At 64.1% G+C, this 14,119-nt stretch carries 15 protein-coding genes; 5 read left to right on the forward strand and 10 right to left on the reverse strand.

The features are described from left to right. Positions 1-6: 6 nt before the first annotated feature. From AOA14_RS06400 to AOA14_RS06440, 10 genes are all read right to left on the reverse strand, one after another. Positions 7-2,478 (reverse strand): TonB-dependent receptor plug domain-containing protein, encoded by a 2,472-nt coding sequence (locus AOA14_RS06400; protein ID WP_003046379.1) that lies wholly within the window; start codon positions 2,476-2,478, stop codon positions 7-9. 75 nt (positions 2,479-2,553) lie between these two features. Then, positions 2,554-2,712 carry a hypothetical protein gene (locus AOA14_RS19690; RefSeq protein WP_231292907.1) on the reverse strand — a complete coding sequence of 53 codons (159 nt, stop codon included), beginning with the start codon at positions 2,710-2,712 and terminating at the stop codon, positions 2,554-2,556. A gap of 7 nt (positions 2,713-2,719) precedes the next feature. Beyond that, positions 2,720-3,067 carry a hypothetical protein gene (locus AOA14_RS06405; protein ID WP_003046382.1) on the reverse strand — a complete coding sequence of 116 codons (348 nt, stop codon included), beginning with the start codon at positions 3,065-3,067 and terminating at the stop codon, positions 2,720-2,722. Positions 3,068-3,093: 26 nt separating this feature from the next. After that, positions 3,094-3,459 (reverse strand): DUF411 domain-containing protein, encoded by a 366-nt coding sequence (locus tag AOA14_RS06410; RefSeq protein WP_234715625.1) that lies wholly within the window; start codon positions 3,457-3,459, stop codon positions 3,094-3,096. A 160-nt stretch (positions 3,460-3,619) separates the two neighbouring features. Next, a complete protein-coding gene (locus tag AOA14_RS06415) occupies positions 3,620-4,009 on the reverse strand; it encodes a DUF305 domain-containing protein (protein WP_223181178.1) in 390 nt (129 codons plus the stop codon). Between the two features lie 92 nt (positions 4,010-4,101). Beyond that, the gene (locus AOA14_RS06420; RefSeq protein WP_003046391.1) at positions 4,102-5,313 is read right to left on the reverse strand and encodes a copper resistance protein B; all 1,212 of its coding nucleotides are present in this window, start codon (positions 5,311-5,313) and stop codon (positions 4,102-4,104) included. Continuing rightward, positions 5,310-7,151: a copper resistance system multicopper oxidase gene (locus AOA14_RS06425; RefSeq protein WP_037553295.1), complete on the reverse strand. Its 1,842-nt coding sequence runs from the start codon at positions 7,149-7,151 to the stop codon at positions 5,310-5,312. The genes AOA14_RS06420 and AOA14_RS06425 overlap by 4 nt, the downstream gene beginning before the upstream one ends. A gap of 113 nt (positions 7,152-7,264) precedes the next feature. Further along, positions 7,265-7,849 carry an RNA polymerase sigma factor gene (locus AOA14_RS06430; RefSeq protein WP_003046398.1) on the reverse strand — a complete coding sequence of 195 codons (585 nt, stop codon included), beginning with the start codon at positions 7,847-7,849 and terminating at the stop codon, positions 7,265-7,267. Continuing rightward, complete coding sequence (locus AOA14_RS06435; protein ID WP_003046401.1) at positions 7,846-8,283, reverse strand: periplasmic heavy metal sensor; 438 nt, start codon at positions 8,281-8,283, stop codon at positions 7,846-7,848. The genes AOA14_RS06430 and AOA14_RS06435 overlap by 4 nt, the downstream gene beginning before the upstream one ends. 2 nt (positions 8,284-8,285) lie before the next feature. Continuing rightward, complete coding sequence (locus tag AOA14_RS06440) at positions 8,286-8,552, reverse strand: hypothetical protein (protein ID WP_003046403.1); 267 nt, start codon at positions 8,550-8,552, stop codon at positions 8,286-8,288. Positions 8,553-8,695: 143 nt separating this feature from the next. On the opposite strand from AOA14_RS06440, the gene copC reads away from it, so the two are divergent. The 5 genes from copC to AOA14_RS06465 all read left to right on the forward strand — a co-directional run bounded on the left by copC (position 8,696) and on the right by AOA14_RS06465 (position 14,079). After that, a complete protein-coding gene (gene copC / locus AOA14_RS06445; protein ID WP_011542702.1) occupies positions 8,696-9,079 on the forward strand; it encodes a copper homeostasis periplasmic binding protein CopC in 384 nt (127 codons plus the stop codon). 6 nt (positions 9,080-9,085) lie between these two features. Next, a complete protein-coding gene (copD, locus tag AOA14_RS06450; protein ID WP_003046408.1) occupies positions 9,086-10,054 on the forward strand; it encodes a copper homeostasis membrane protein CopD in 969 nt (322 codons plus the stop codon). A gap of 32 nt (positions 10,055-10,086) precedes the next feature. Continuing rightward, positions 10,087-10,776, forward strand: coding sequence for a helix-turn-helix domain-containing protein (locus AOA14_RS06455; RefSeq protein ID WP_003046411.1), 690 nt, complete (start codon positions 10,087-10,089; stop codon positions 10,774-10,776). Between the two features lie 137 nt (positions 10,777-10,913). Further along, on the forward strand, positions 10,914-11,591 hold the full coding sequence (locus AOA14_RS06460; protein WP_003046415.1) for a class I SAM-dependent methyltransferase: 678 nt from the start codon (positions 10,914-10,916) through the stop codon (positions 11,589-11,591). A 166-nt stretch (positions 11,592-11,757) separates the two neighbouring features. Next, the gene (locus AOA14_RS06465) at positions 11,758-14,079 is read left to right on the forward strand and encodes a heavy metal translocating P-type ATPase (protein ID WP_037553293.1); all 2,322 of its coding nucleotides are present in this window, start codon (positions 11,758-11,760) and stop codon (positions 14,077-14,079) included. Positions 14,080-14,119: the final 40 nt, after the last annotated feature.

The raw sequence follows: 14,119 nt of genomic DNA on the forward strand, positions 1-14,119 counted from the left end.
CACCGATCAGAAGGAGGCGGTCGCGCGGACGTACCAGAAGCCCCCGTTGAACCCCGTCGGCGCGAAGCGGAGATATCGGATCCCGTTGTTGATCTGGGATTGCCGCGCCTCGACGTCGGGGTAATTGTCGAAGATATTCTCGCCGCCGACCGCGAGCTTGAGCATGTCGCTAACCTTGTAGGACAGCTCGAGATCGACCAGCAGTTCGGCGCCGCCCGTCTGGTCGGCAGCCGGTGCGGCGCCATAGTCGGTCCATTTGCCATAATAGTTCGCGCGCGCGACGAAGCCGAAGCGCTCGCCCGCATAAGTGAAGGACGCATTGCCCTTCCACTTCGGAACGAAGCCCTCGAGTTCGAGCAGCCGCTCGCGGTCCGCAGTGATCACCGGCGAGGCCTTGATGACATCGGTTTTGGTATAGTTGCCGTTGAGGCCGAGCGTGGCCTTGCCGTCGCCGAGGTCGAAGCCCACGGTGAGCACCGCATCGACGCCCTGGGTGCGGCTGTCGAAGGAATTGGTGAAGAAGCTCACCTGCTGGAAGGAATCCCCACCGGGAATGCCAAGCGCCGCGAGCTGCGCACGCTGCGCCGGGGTGAGATTGAAATTGCCCGATACGGCGATCCGGTCTTCGACCTTGATGTTGAAATAGTCGAGCGTGAAGGTGATGCGATTGGAGGGCTTCACCACGATGCCGCCGGCGACGTTGAACGAATTCTCGGGCCGAAGCGGCGTCGCGCCGAAGAATTGCGCCACCGGATTGTTGGGCGCGATAATGCCTGCGGTCAGCGGCGCCCCGGTTATCGAGTCGATGTTGGTCTGGACCTGCGAGGCGTTCGACTGGCCCGGCGTCGGCGCCCGAAAGCCGGTGTTGACCGATCCGCGCACCGCGAAGACGTCCGAGAAATCATATCGCCCGTTGATCTTCCAGGTGAATTTCGAGCCGAAGTCCGAGTAATTCTCGTAGCGGCCGGCAAGGCCGAACTGGAGCGCGTCGGTGAGATTGCCTTCGAGCGACGTATAGGCGGCCCAGTTGCTGCGCGCGAACTCGCCCGCCTGGATGGGACTGAAGCCCGGGAAGCCGTTCGAGCCGACCGGCAGTCCGACGCGGTTTCCGGTATCGGGATCGATGACCGACGCGAAAGGACCAACCTGCCATGATGCGATGTCGCCGGCCGTGATCTCATATGTCTCGCGCCGATACTCGAGACCGCCTGCAAGCGTCAGCGGATCGGAGGTGCCGATCGCGATGGGGTAAGTGAGATCGAGATTGAAAGCGAGTTCGCGCTGCTCGAGCTGCCCCGGCTTGAAGGAGGTCGGCGACGCGAGGCCAAGCGACGGATTGACCGTATTTTCGATCCGGTAGGAAGCATGGTTCTGACCATAGGAAGCGCTGAGGTCATAGGTCAGGCCCGAGGAGAATTCGCCCTTGAGGCCGGCCGCCAGCGCCGCATCGGTCACCGTGGCACCGAAATCCGGGGTGAAACCGCCGGGAAAGAGCTGGCGGAAGCTGAACCGCTGTCCTCCGGGCGTATTGGTGAGCGGAATCGAGGTGGAAATGAAGCTGGCATCGGGGTTGCGGTAAAAGAAGGCCGTCGTGCCGCGGCTCCAGCTATAGTTGCCGAAGGTGTAGAATTCCATCTCGTCCGACAGTTCGATGCCGGCATTGACGAAGATGCGCGCCGCCTCGGATTCGGGATTTCCCCAGCGCTGCGCCGGGACCGGGACATCCTGAACGCCGGCATCGATGAGCGCCTGCGCGTCGGGACGCTGAATGCCGCGCGACGTCGTGCTGGCGTTCACATATTCGCCGCTGATGTTGACGAAACCGGCGTCGGTGAAGGGAAGCCCGACATTGCCCTGGACGAGGAAATCCTCGCCGTCGCCCTTATAGAATTGGCCATAGCGGGCGATCAGCAATCCGCCTTCGCGGTCGCGGCGCAGACCGAAATTGAGGACGCCGGCGATCGCATCCGATCCATAGAGCGCCGACGCGCCGTCACGCAGAACCTCGAGCTGGCCGATCGCGATCGACGGGATCGCCGAAAGATCGGGTCCCTGCGATCCCCGGATATAGGGAACATTGGTGAACTGGACCGTCGCGCCGCGATGGCGCCGCTTGCCATTCACGAGCACCAGCGTCTGGTCCGGCGGCAGGCCGCGCAGCGAGAAAGGCCGGGTAAAAACGGCGCCGTCGTTGCTGACGAGGCGCTGGACATTGAGCGACGGGACCTCGGTGCGCAGGAGATCATTCATGTCGGCCGTGCCCTTTTCGAGCAGTTCGGCACCGGTGATGATGTCGATCGGCTGAGCGGAATCGGCCGCCTTGAGATCGTTCCGCCGCGTACCCGTCACGACGATTTCGCCCTGCGACGCGCCTGGCCCCGGCGCCTCTTTGGCGTTATCCTGCGCGAAGGCGGCGGCGGCCGACATGCCTGCCAGGACGGCGATAATCGAGCCACTCGTGCGAAGCAATTTTCTCATGGTCCCCTCCCATTTGCGAAAGCTCTCGGCTTCGCCACCGAGCTATCTTCGCGGCCTTGGCATGACCAGAAATAATCACCACTCATCGCTATAAACGAGATGGTTATTCCATATGGTTATATCTCTCGCTGCGGCATCGAGCAGCGCCCGACCGCGCGGCATGCCGGGCGCGGCGATGCCGGACACTTCGCGCAGCTTGTCCTCGACCGCCCGGGCGACATGCCGCGTCGGCACATGCTCCTTATTTTTTGTCCATATCGTGCCCGGCATGAGGATCGGGTTCGGGTTCGACAGGTTTCGGCGCTTCCGGCGCGGCCTTTGCCCGCGGCGGCACAGCGGCCTTCGCGGCGGGTTCTTGCTTGGGGCGGGATTTCTCCGGAGGCATCGCTTCTTCGGTCGGCGCCGCCGGGGCAGACGCGGCGGGCGGCTCGTCCGCTACGGGCATGGTCTCGACCATTGCGGGCGGCTCACCGGCAGTGACCTCACTCTGTTCCGGTGTGACGTCGCTCTGCTGCGCGGGCTCAGTGCCGCATCCTGCCAGAGCAAATATCAGCGCGGCGGCGCTCGCTAGGGGAATGAATCTCGTCATATCTGTCTCCTCTTCGTGTCGGCAGGTCATGCGCGGAATTCAGAAACCTTGCCGTCGCTGCCGAATGCCATCACTTCGAATGCGTCCGCGCTTCCGTCCGGCATTTCCATTCCCGGAGAACCGCGCGGCATGCCGGGCACGGCGATTCCGCGAATGTCGCGTGGCTTGTCGTGGAGGAGTCTCGCAACATGCCGCATCGGCACATGACCCTCGATCGCATAGCCGCCGATCACGGCCGTGTGGCACGACGCCAGCTGGCCAGGCACACCATATCGCGTCTTTACGGCGGCCATGTCAGCGCGGTTCTCGACAGTCACATCATAACCGGCCTTGCGTGCGATATCCGCCCAAGCTTCGCAGCAGCCGCATTCGGGATCGCGATAAACGAGCATTCGCTTGGGGCTGGACGTCTCGGCGCCCGGCGCGGGCGCCGCGCCATTCTTATCGCTGGTCGCCGCCGGGCCCGAGGCAGAATTGCATGCCGCAAGCGCCATCCCCGATCCGACCGCAATCAGGCCGAAAAGATGACGGCGCGTCATCAGATTTTTCATGTCATTTCCTCGCGAGAATGGATTTCATCTGTTCGATTTCGGCCGCCTGCCCCGCGATGATGCCGCGGCAGAGTTCGCGTATCTCGGCATCTTTGAGAGAAGCCTGTTCACACATGAGGATCGCGCCCGAGTGATGCGGGATCATCGAACGCAAGAAGGCCGTGTCGCCGATCGTCGTCTGTGTCCGGATGAGCCCGAAGCTCCCGAAGAAGGCAACTGCCGATCCCAGCAGCAGGAACGTATTGAGACGTTTCGACGGGAACATGCCCGGCATTGCGACGATCATCAGCACGACCATCGGCGAGACCATCATCAGCGTCATGTAGAGCATGTTGAGATTATTGTAGAAGCTCGAGAGGCGGTCGATCATGACGAACATCACCAGATACATGATGACGCCGCTGACGATCGTCTGCAGCGCGAGGCTGCGATAGGCTGGTTTCACGGCATTTCTCCTCGACGTGTCGCCACCCCGCGAAACTTCTAGAACCAGGCCCGCACCCCCATCACGAAGCTGACGCCGCTCGCATCCTCGCCCGCGGCGCGGGCAAAACGCGCGGTATCGCCGACCTTGCGCGCCCATTCGACGCCGACATAAGGCGCGAATTCCTTCACGACCTCGTAACGCAGGCGAAGCCCGAGCTCGAAATCCGAAAGCCCCGAACCAACGCCGGTCTCGGGGACATCCTGGAGCGCAAAATTGACCTCCGCCATCGGCTGGAGGATCAGTTTCTGGGTGATGCGCTGGTCGTAATAGCCTTCGAGCCGGGCGAGCAGATCACCCTTGTTCGAAAGAAACAGCGCGCCCTCGACTTCGAACCAATAGGGGGCGAGCCCCTCGAAGCCGATCGTCGCATAGGTGCGGTCGGGGCCGGGCCCAAGATCCTGCCTGATACCCGCCTGCGCGTTGAAATAGGGTCCGATCGCCCGGCTGTAGAGCGCCTGTACCTCGGCGCTCTCGATGCCTTCGCCGAACACGCCCTCGCCTTCGCTCTTGATCGTCAGCCGGTTAATGTCGCCGCCGTACCAAGCCTCACCGTCCCAGCGGAACCCGTCGCGGCCCTTGCGCGCCTGATATTCGGCAAGGTTGAAGCTGATGAAAGCGATGGTCTGCGCACCATTCTCTTTCATCATGTCGTGGCGCGAATGCTCCATTTCGGCTTGGGGATAAATGCGATCGGCATACCAGTCGCCGGGAGGCGCAGGCGCGGTAGCATCGCCCGGCGGCAAATCGGTGCCGCTAGCGCTGCTCGTGGTCGCCATGCCTTCCATTCCCGCCATCGCGTCCGCAGATCCGCCCTTCGGGGTGCAATGGCCCATTTTGGCATGTTCGGGCGGGCAATCGGGATCGGACGGCTGCGGTGCGCCATGATCCATCGCACCCATGTCCGAAGCGCCCTTGCCTGGAGCTTCCGCCTCAGGCGTACAATGACCCATCGCCGCATGTTCGGGCGGGCAGCTTGAAGCCTCGGGTTCCATGTCCATGCCCTGCATGTTCCCATGGTCCATCTGCTCCATCGACCCTTCGGCGGGCGCTTCGGGCGCGGACTGCGCTACGGGTGCTGGCGTTGGCGAGGGAGCGGGTGTCGGCGCGGGCGCCGCACCATGCATCGAATGATCCATCGACTGCGCCGCGGCGGGCACAGCAAAGGCCAGCGGGGCGATACCCGCGAGGAGAAGCGCGACCCGGGTCATTCGCCGTCTCCCTTCGGACGGACGCTGACGACGCGCATCATCCCCGCGTGCATGTGATAGAGAAGGTGGCAATGGAACGCCCAGTCGCCGAGCGCGTCGGCGGTGAAATCGAAGCTCGCGATGCCGCCCGGCTGGACAAGCACCGTATGCTTGCGCGGCGACCGGTCGCCCTTGCCCGTCACCAGTTCGAAAAAATGGCCGTGGAGGTGGATGGGGTGGCTCATCATCGAATCGTTGATGAGGTTGATCCGCACGCGCTCTCCCTCGATGAAGGGGATGGGCTCGTGATAGTCGGACATCTTGATGCCGTCGAACGACCACATGAAGCGTTCCATATTGCCGGTCAGATGGATGTCGAGCGAGCGCGAGGCGGCGCGGGTATCGGGGTTGCGCTCGAGCGCGACAAGGTCATGGTAGGTCAGCACCTTGTGCCCGACATTCTCCAGTCCCTGCCCCGGCTCGCCCATGCGATCCATCGGCATCGGCGAGATCGTCTGAACGCTGGGATCGCGCTTGACCTGCGGCGCGACACTGAAGTCGCGCATGCTGTGCTGCATGCCTCCGCCAGATCCATGATCCATGCCCGCCATCGCGCCGCTTTCCCCCGCTGGCGTACAATGGCCCATCTTGGCATGTTCGGGAGGACAAGAAGGGTCGCTCGCCGGCATGGGCATGGCGCCCATATCGCCGCCCGAATGGTCCATACCCGCCATCGCGCCGCCCGACATGTCGCCCATGCCCATGTCCTTCATGGTCGCGAGCGGCCGTTCGCGGAGCGGCGGCACCTCGGCGACCATGCCAGCGCGCGGTGCGAGCGTCGCGCGTCCCATGCCCGAGCGGTCATTGGCCTCGGCAACGAGCGTATAAGCACGGTCCTCGACCGGGGTCACGATGACGTCATAGGTTTCGGCGACCGCGATCTGGAACTCGTCGATTTCGGTCGGCACGACATTGAGCCCATCAGCCTGGACGACGGTCATCCTGAGGCCCGGGATACGGACGTTGAAGATCGTCATCGCCGACGCATTGACGATGCGCAGGCGTACCCGCTCGCCGGGGCTGAAGAGCGCGGTCCAGTTGTCGCGCGGACCATGGCCGTTGACGAGGAAGGTGTAGGTCGAACCATTGACGTCGGCGACGTCGGTCGGGTCCATCCGCATCTTGCCCCAATCGATCCGCTCCTTGAGCGGTTGATCCTTGCCGGCAAGCAGGCCCGCCAGCGTCTGGCGCTGCATGTTGAAATGGCCGGGATTGACCTTGAGCTTGCGGAAGATCGCCTCGGGCGACAATTGACTGTGGTCGGACAGGACGACGACATGCTCGCGGTCGTAGCCGATCGGGTCGGCGCCCGCGGGATCGATGACGATCGGGCCATAATGGCCGAGCTGTTCCTGAAGCCCCGAATGGCTGTGATACCAATAGGTCCCCGATTGAACGACCGGGAATTCATAGACAAACTTCGAGCGCGGCTTGATCCCGGGGAAGCTGACGCCGGGCACGCCGTCCATCTGGAACGGCAGGATCAGGCCGTGCCAGTGAATCGAGCTGTCCTCGTCGAGATCGTTGACGACGGTGAGGCGCGCGTTTTGTCCCTCCTTCAGCCGGACGAGCGGCGCGGGCACGGTGCCGTTGATCCCGATCGCGCGACTGACCTTGCCGTCGATGCGCATCGTCTGGCGCGCGATGCGCAGCGTTATGTCATTGCCGGATACGGTCGGAAGCGGCGCGGTGATGCCGGACGACACCGGCTGGGCCCAGGCCGGGAACCATGCGGCCATCGCCGCAGCAGCCCCTCCACCCAAAGCTCCACTGACGAACCGACGCCTTTCCATCTGCATATTCTTTCCGACCGTTACTGACTGTTCCTAAAGCTATACGCAGGCGGCACGCCTGCCCCTCAATAAAAATGCCGGACGATGAGGAGATGCCGCCTGAACGAGCGGTCGAACCCTCAACCCTCGGCGCTCGCAGATGTTCCCGCGAGCAATTCCCGGAGCCTGGTCCGCGCTCGATAGAGGCGCGTTTCGACTGTTTTCTCGCTGACCCGCAAAATGACCGCTGTTTCGGCCTGGCTGACCTCGTCGACACCGCGGAGGAGCAACACTTCGCGCAAATTCTGCGGCAGCTGATCGATCGCCCCGCGAACCCTGGCGAGCTCTCGCCTGTCGGTCGCCGCGGAATCGGGCCCAGGACCATCGCTTGCTACGTGATGCGCATTTTCGAGCGGGAGCGCGCGGGAGAAAAAGGCGCGCACCTTTCGCCGTCGTGCCCAGTCGCGACATTTGTTGAGCGCGATACGGGCGATCCATGTGCGGAAGGGGCGTTCGCCATCATAGCGATCGAGCGCCGAAAAGCCGGAGACGAACGTCTCCTGCGTCAAATCCATCGCCTCGTCGGCATCGCCGATCTGCTTTACGATGAGCCGGTAGACGCCCGTTTTGTAACGGCGCAGCAACTCGCGATAGGCGTCTTCGCGGTGCGCGCGCGCAAAGGCCGCCAGATCCTGGTCGCTACATTGCGATAGGTCGGCGCTCACCGCGCATCGGCGGTCAGCGCCTTGACCACGCTTTTGTCGAACATTTCCGCTTGATCGGGGTTGAGAACCCCGCGCATCGCGAAGAGATGCTGGAGCGTTTCCTTCTGCAATGTCCCCATCACCTCATGCGTCTCGTCGATCGCCTCGGTGACGCGCGGTCCATAGCCATGCTCGGCTTCGATCGCCTGCGCGAGCCGGACATTGGCGGCGCGCATCTCGAGTTCGAGCGCCTGGCGGCGACCGGCGAAGTCGGCTTCGATCCGCTCGAGTTTCTTTTCCTGCTCCGGGGTCAGGTCGAGTTGGCCGTGGAGAAGCGCATGAAGTTCGGTTTCGCTGGCTTTGGGCGCATCGGCTACCAGACGGCCGATGAACACGCCGGCAATCGCCGCGGCGAAGGCAATGAGCCCCAAGAGAAGAAGACGGCGCGACGGCATCGCTACTGTACATCCAGCAAGGTGGAAGGCACCAATGCGCTAGGCGGGCCGAATGGGGTCAGGGGGCTTGCCGCGACCGCCGGCTGGGAAATCGCACTCCCCGCAAAGACACCGCCGCCGAGCGAGACAAAGGCCGCGAGCGCCATCAGGCGGCGCATCGCTACCGCTTCGCGCCGGCGGATCGCCAATGCGCCCATGATGCGATCATCGAGCGCATCGAGCGCTGCGGGCAGATCGATCCTGTTCAAAATGCGAAGCTCCTTATCCATCGATCGTCTCTTCAAACCTTTCCATCATTGTACATACGCGCCGAAGCGCCTCACCCCTCACACCAGAATATTATTCCGGAATATTTGAGGGCCATGCCGATATCCTGCGTATTAGCAGGACAGACACGCATTTGGAGGTGTTCATGTTCAAGTCTCTTCTCCCCTCTGCAGCGGCGGCTTTCGCTCTGCTTCTCATGCCGGCCACGGCAAGCGCGCACACCAAGCTCGTCAGCTCGACGCCCGCCGCCAATTCGACCGTTTCGAAGGTCACGTCGGTCAATCTTCAGTTCAACGAAAAGATCGTCGCCTCGACCCTCAAGACCGAGCTGGTCATGACCGGCATGCCCGGCATGGCCAATCATGCCCCGATGAAGGTGCCTTACTCGTCGATGATGGGCAAAGAGGGCAAGTCGGCGATGCTGATGCTCAAGCGGCCGCTGACAGCCGGAACCTACAAGGTCACATGGTCGGCGGCGGGCGCTGATACCCACCGCATGGGCAGCGAATTCAGCTTCACCGTAAAGTAAAAGACGGTGGGGGACCCCGTTCTGATCGGCATCAGGTTCGCACTTTATGCGGACCTGATGCTCATCGCCGGCCTTGCTGCGTTCCCGCTTTTTGCGCTGACACGGAGCGAACGCCTTGCGCCGCAGTCGATGATGGCCTCGATCTGGCGCGCAGAGCGATGGCTCTGCGCCGCCGGACTGCTTCTCTCCATCTTGGGGATGGGCGTGCTCGCGGCTTCGATGCAGGGTGTGGGGCTCCTCTCCCTGGAACTCCAGCCTTTTTGGGACCTTGTTCGCGAGACCGAGGTCGGCACAGCCTGGGTCTACCGGAGCGCAGCGCTGCTGCTCGCGCTGGGAGTCGCGATCTGGATGGTCCGCTGGCCGACAACTTCGGCCGCCGTACTCGCGGCCGCGGGCTCGGTGGCCGTCGCGAGTCTGGTCTGGTCCGGCCACGCCGGCGCGACCGAAGGCGCCGCAGGCACCGTGCACCGGATCAGCGACATCTTGCACCTGATTGCAGCGGCGGTCTGGATCGGCGCGATCGGCGCCTTCCTGATCCTGATCTCACCACGTCGTGTCCGCGAATGGCCGGGCGGACTCCAAATTGCGGCGCGGAGCCTCGATCAATTCTCGCGCGTCGGTACGATCTGCGTCCTCGTCATCGCCGCCACCGGCCTCGTCAACAGCCAGATGATCGTCGGCGCCGAGAATCTCGGCCGTTCCCTCGGCTCGCCCTATGGACAATTGCTTCTCGCCAAGCTTGCGCTGTTCGGACTGATGCTGGCGCTCGCGGCGGCGAACCGCTGGCGGCTGACCCCGGCGCTCGCGGCCGCCGTCCCGGGGACCGATACCGACAATGTCGACGCCGACCCCGACCTCGCGATTGCAGCCATGCGCAGAAGCCTCATCATCGAAGCGTCGGCCGCGCTCGCCATACTCGCGCTGGTTGCCTGGTTCGGTACGCTCGAACCCTTCGTCACCGCCGATCCGGTTTGACCCCAAGCACCGCCTCTTGGTCGGGTTCGATCATGCTCGGGACCGGCTGGGCGCTCATTGACGCGCGCATCGGGAGCAGCCGTCCCCATAACCATGTGGCGCACCAGATCAGCCTCGCCATCGAACGCGACCTCGAAATTTCCGGTGATGCCGACCTGATAGTTCCCGCCGGACACGCCATTGCGATAGCGTCGCATGTCCGGCACCGCCTCGGGCCGCCGGGCGCCCTCGTGCGGTCATTTTATCTCGACCCGCTTTTTCGTGCCGGCACCCGGCTGTCCGCCGGATCGGCGCCTGTCCTGTTGACGCCGATAGAGACAGCCGGACTAGGTGACATCGCAAGCGGCGCGGACGCGAAGCGCTGGGCGTCCGACTATCTCGACCGCTCGCAGGCGCGTCCGGTGGATGCCCGCCTGTCCGAAGTGCTCGCGGCCCCTGACGATTTGTCGACCGCGCGCGCCTTGGCCGACGTCGCCTGCCTTTCGCCCTCGCGCCTCCGCGAAATCGTCAGCCGCGACTTCGGCGTGCCTCCGGCCAAATTGCTGCAATGGCTCCAGCTTCAACGCGCCGTGCGGACGCTGGTCGGCGGCGGAGGTCTTGCCGACGCCGCGGCGGCGGGAGGCTTCGCCGATCAGTCGCACTTCACGCGCCGCTGCGCTCAATGGCTAGGCGTGACGCCTTCGGCCGGCCTTAGTGCCTTCGCGTTCGAAATCGTGCCCTGAGCCGGATGCGCCTCGCACCGCGTCGCCCCGGCGAAACATTCAAGACTGCCGCGCCTGTTTGCCCTTAAGCGTCTCGTCGAGACCGGCGATTGCGGCCGCAATCCGGCGGCAAGCCAAAGCGTCGAAAGGAGACGGCCATGCCCGACCCGAAACCCGTAGCAAGATCCTACACGCCAGCGGCAGGATATCACTTCCTGACGCCCTTTTATGATTTCGGCGTCGCGGTGACAACGCGCGAGCGCGTGTGGCGCGACCGTCTCGTTCGCCATATGGCGCTCGGCGAGGGTGACGTCATTCTCGATATCGGCTCGGGTACGGGAAATCTTGCGCTGGCGATCGCTCGCCATAGCCGGGACGTCCGCTATCTTGGTTTCGACCCCGACGAGGCAGCGACGCGAATTGCCCGAACGAAGACCGCGCAGATTGTTCCACCGCCGGAGTTTCGAGTTGGCTTTTTCGCGGCTTCGGCGATCGATGACTGGCCCCCGCCTGCCAAGATTGCGATCTGCCTCGTCCTTCATCAGGTCGGGCTTGAGGAAAAGGCACGTCTGCTACGCGAGGCCCGGCAGGTGCTCGCGCCGGGCGGCAAACTCTATGTTGCCGACTATGGGGAACAGCGCAGCCGCCTCATGCGGTTGTTGTTCCGCCTCACGATCCAGCAGCTCGACGGCGTCCAGGACACCCAGCCCAACGCCGATGGATTGCTCCCGGTGCTGATGAGAGAGGCAGGCTTTTGCGATGTTCGCGAGCTTGAGACGTTCCGCACGCCAACCGGTGCGATCGGGATCATCGAGGCCCGAAAGCCCGGGACCTGACGGCACGGGGCAAAGAAAATCCAAGGGATAACCGCTCTTCTTGCGTATCGATAGAAGCGGCTCCATTCTGGAACCGCCAGGAACGACGCCAACGGCGAACTCGACCGGTGGCGTTTGGACCGCCCCGCCGCGAGGCGGGCATCCGACACATACGGGAGCGGCGGCGATGCACGATCATCAGGGCGCAGAAAAAGGCAGCGGGAGCACGACTGATCCGGTCTGCGGCATGATGGTCGATCCGGCCACCACACCTCATATCGCGACGCATAGCGGCAAGCATCACTATTTCTGCAGCGCAGGCTGCCTCGCCAAATTCGAGGCCGATCCCGATCTTTATGCCGCAAAACGCGAGCCGGCCGCAGCCGATGCACCCGAAGGCGCCATCTGGACCTGCCCGATGCATCCCGAGATCCAGCGCGCCGGCCCCGGAAGCTGCCCGATCTGCGGCATGGCACTCGAGCCCGTCATGCCGACAGCATCGGGCGGCCCCAGCGAAGAATATCGCGATATGCGGCGGCGCTTCTGGATCGGGCTCCTTCTCGCACTCCCGGTGGTTGCGCTCGAAATGGGCGGCCATCTGACAGGCCTCCACCAATATGTCGGCCGCCAGACGAACAACTGGGTCCAGATGCTGCTCGCGACCCCCGTCGTTCTATGGGCGGGCTGGCCCTTCTTCGAGCGCGCCTGGCTCTCGATCCGCAACAAGAGCCTCAACATGTTCACCCTCATTGCGATGGGGACGGGCGTTGCCTGGGGCTACAGCATGATCGCGGCGATTCTCCCGCAAATCTTCCCGGCAGCCTTCCGCGCCGCCGATGGCTCGGTCGCGGTCTATTTCGAGGCCGCCGCGGTCATCACGGTGCTGGTGCTACTCGGGCAGGTGCTCGAACTCAGGGCCCGCGAGACGACGAGCGGCGCGATCCGCGCGCTCCTTGACCTGACACCGAAGCTCGCCCGGCGCGTCCGCAGCGATGGAAGCGACGAGGAGGTAGCGCTCGAGGAAGTCGCGGTCGGCGACATGCTGCGCATCCGTCCGGGCGAAAAAGTCCCCGTCGATGGCATCGTCGTAGAAGGCCGCGGCACGGTCGACGAATCGATGGTCACGGGCGAATCGATGCCGGTGACCAAGGCGGCCGGCGCGGCGCTGATCGGCGGAACGATCAACCAGACGGGCGGCCTGCTCATGCGCAGCGAGAAGGTCGGGCGCGACACGATGCTCGCGCGGATCGTACAAATGGTCGCCGACGCGCAGCGCAGCCGGGCGCCGATCCAGCGTCTCGCCGATACCGTTTCGGGCTGGTTCGTGCCCGGCGTCATCGTCGTCGCCATTGTCGCTTTCGTTGTTTGGTCGCTTCTGGGGCCCGCGCCCGCCATGGCCTATGGCCTTATCGCCGCCGTCTCGGTGCTCATCATCGCCTGTCCCTGCGCGCTCGGCCTCGCGACGCCAATGTCAATCATGGTCGGCGTGGGGCGCGGCGCCGAAGCCGGCGTGCTGATCAAAAATGCCGAGGCGCTTGAGCGGATGGAGAAGGTCGACACGCTCGTCGTCGATAAGACCGGGACGCTGACCGAAGGCAGACCCTCGGTCGTCGCCATCGAAGTCGCCGGCGGCTTCGAGGAGCAGGATCTGCTCCGGATTGCCGCGAGCCTCGAGCGCAGCAGCGAACATCCATTGGCGGCCGCGATCGTCAAGGCCGCCGAGGACCGGGGCCTCGCGCTGGTCGAGCCATCGGGGGTCGACCAGCCGGTCGGCAAGGGTATCGTCGGGGTCGTCGACGACAAGGCGATAGTCCTCGGCAATGCGAGCTTTCTTGAAGAATATGACGTCGATCTGGGCGCGCTCACCGAGGCAGCCGACCGCCTTCGCACAGACGGCGCGACGGCGATTTACATCGCGGTCAATGGCAAGGCGGCCGGGGTCATCGCCATCGCCGACCCCGTCAAGGAAACGACGGGCGACGCGCTCGCTGCGCTGCGCGAAGCCGGAATCAAGGTCATCATGCTCACCGGCGACAATCGCGTCACCGCCGAGGCGATCGCGCGGCGCCTCGGCATCGACGACGTCGAGGCCGATGTCCTCCCCGACCAGAAGAGCGCGGTCGTGCAGCGGCTGCGCGAAGAGGGCCGGATCGTCGCCATGGCCGGCGACGGGGTCAACGACGCCCCCGCGCTCGCCGCCGCCGACGTCGGCATCGCGATGGGCTCGGGAACCGATGTCGCCATCGAAAGCGCGGGTGTGACGCTACTGCGCGGCGACCTTCTGGGCATCGTGCGGGCGCGGCATCTCAGCCATGCGACGATGGCGAACATCCGTCAGAATCTCTTCTTCGCTTTCGCCTATAATGTCGCCGGGATTCCCGTCGCTGCGGGCGTGCTCTATCCGATTTTCGGACTATTGCTCTCGCCGGTCATTGCCGCCGCTGCAATGGCACTCTCGTCCGTCAGCGTCATTGCCAATTCTTTGCGGCTGCGCTTTGCCAGAATCTGATCGAAACCACGGGAGGCACTCGTGAAGTGTCGGCACAACA

The sequence above is a fragment of the Sphingopyxis terrae subsp. terrae NBRC 15098 genome (assembly GCF_001610975.1).
Classification (GTDB): Bacteria; Pseudomonadota; Alphaproteobacteria; order Sphingomonadales; family Sphingomonadaceae; genus Sphingopyxis; species Sphingopyxis terrae_A.

What these genes read in the sequence shown, in the direction of transcription:
- AOA14_RS06415 (WP_223181178.1), bottom strand. Translation starts at nt 4,009, where the DNA reads ATGTATCTGGTGATGTTCGTCATGATCGACCGCCTCTCGAGCTTCTAC.
- AOA14_RS06440 (WP_003046403.1), bottom strand. Translation starts at nt 8,552, where the DNA reads ATGGATAAGGAGCTTCGCATTTTGAACAGGATCGATCTGCCCGCAGCG.
- AOA14_RS06425 (WP_037553295.1), bottom strand. Translation starts at nt 7,151, where the DNA reads ATGCAGATGGAAAGGCGTCGGTTCGTCAGTGGAGCTTTGGGTGGAGGG.
- AOA14_RS06455 (WP_003046411.1), top strand. Translation starts at nt 10,087, where the DNA reads ATGCTCGGGACCGGCTGGGCGCTCATTGACGCGCGCATCGGGAGCAGC.
- AOA14_RS06465 (WP_037553293.1), top strand. Translation starts at nt 11,758, where the DNA reads ATGCACGATCATCAGGGCGCAGAAAAAGGCAGCGGGAGCACGACTGAT.
- AOA14_RS06420 (WP_003046391.1), bottom strand. Translation starts at nt 5,313, where the DNA reads ATGACCCGGGTCGCGCTTCTCCTCGCGGGTATCGCCCCGCTGGCCTTT.
- AOA14_RS06405 (WP_003046382.1), bottom strand. Translation starts at nt 3,067, where the DNA reads ATGACGAGATTCATTCCCCTAGCGAGCGCCGCCGCGCTGATATTTGCT.
- copC (WP_011542702.1), top strand. Translation starts at nt 8,696, where the DNA reads ATGTTCAAGTCTCTTCTCCCCTCTGCAGCGGCGGCTTTCGCTCTGCTT.
- AOA14_RS06400 (WP_003046379.1), bottom strand. Translation starts at nt 2,478, where the DNA reads ATGAGAAAATTGCTTCGCACGAGTGGCTCGATTATCGCCGTCCTGGCA.
- AOA14_RS06410 (WP_234715625.1), bottom strand. Translation starts at nt 3,459, where the DNA reads ATGCTCGTTTATCGCGATCCCGAATGCGGCTGCTGCGAAGCTTGGGCG.
- AOA14_RS06435 (WP_003046401.1), bottom strand. Translation starts at nt 8,283, where the DNA reads ATGCCGTCGCGCCGTCTTCTTCTCTTGGGGCTCATTGCCTTCGCCGCG.
- AOA14_RS06460 (WP_003046415.1), top strand. Translation starts at nt 10,914, where the DNA reads ATGCCCGACCCGAAACCCGTAGCAAGATCCTACACGCCAGCGGCAGGA.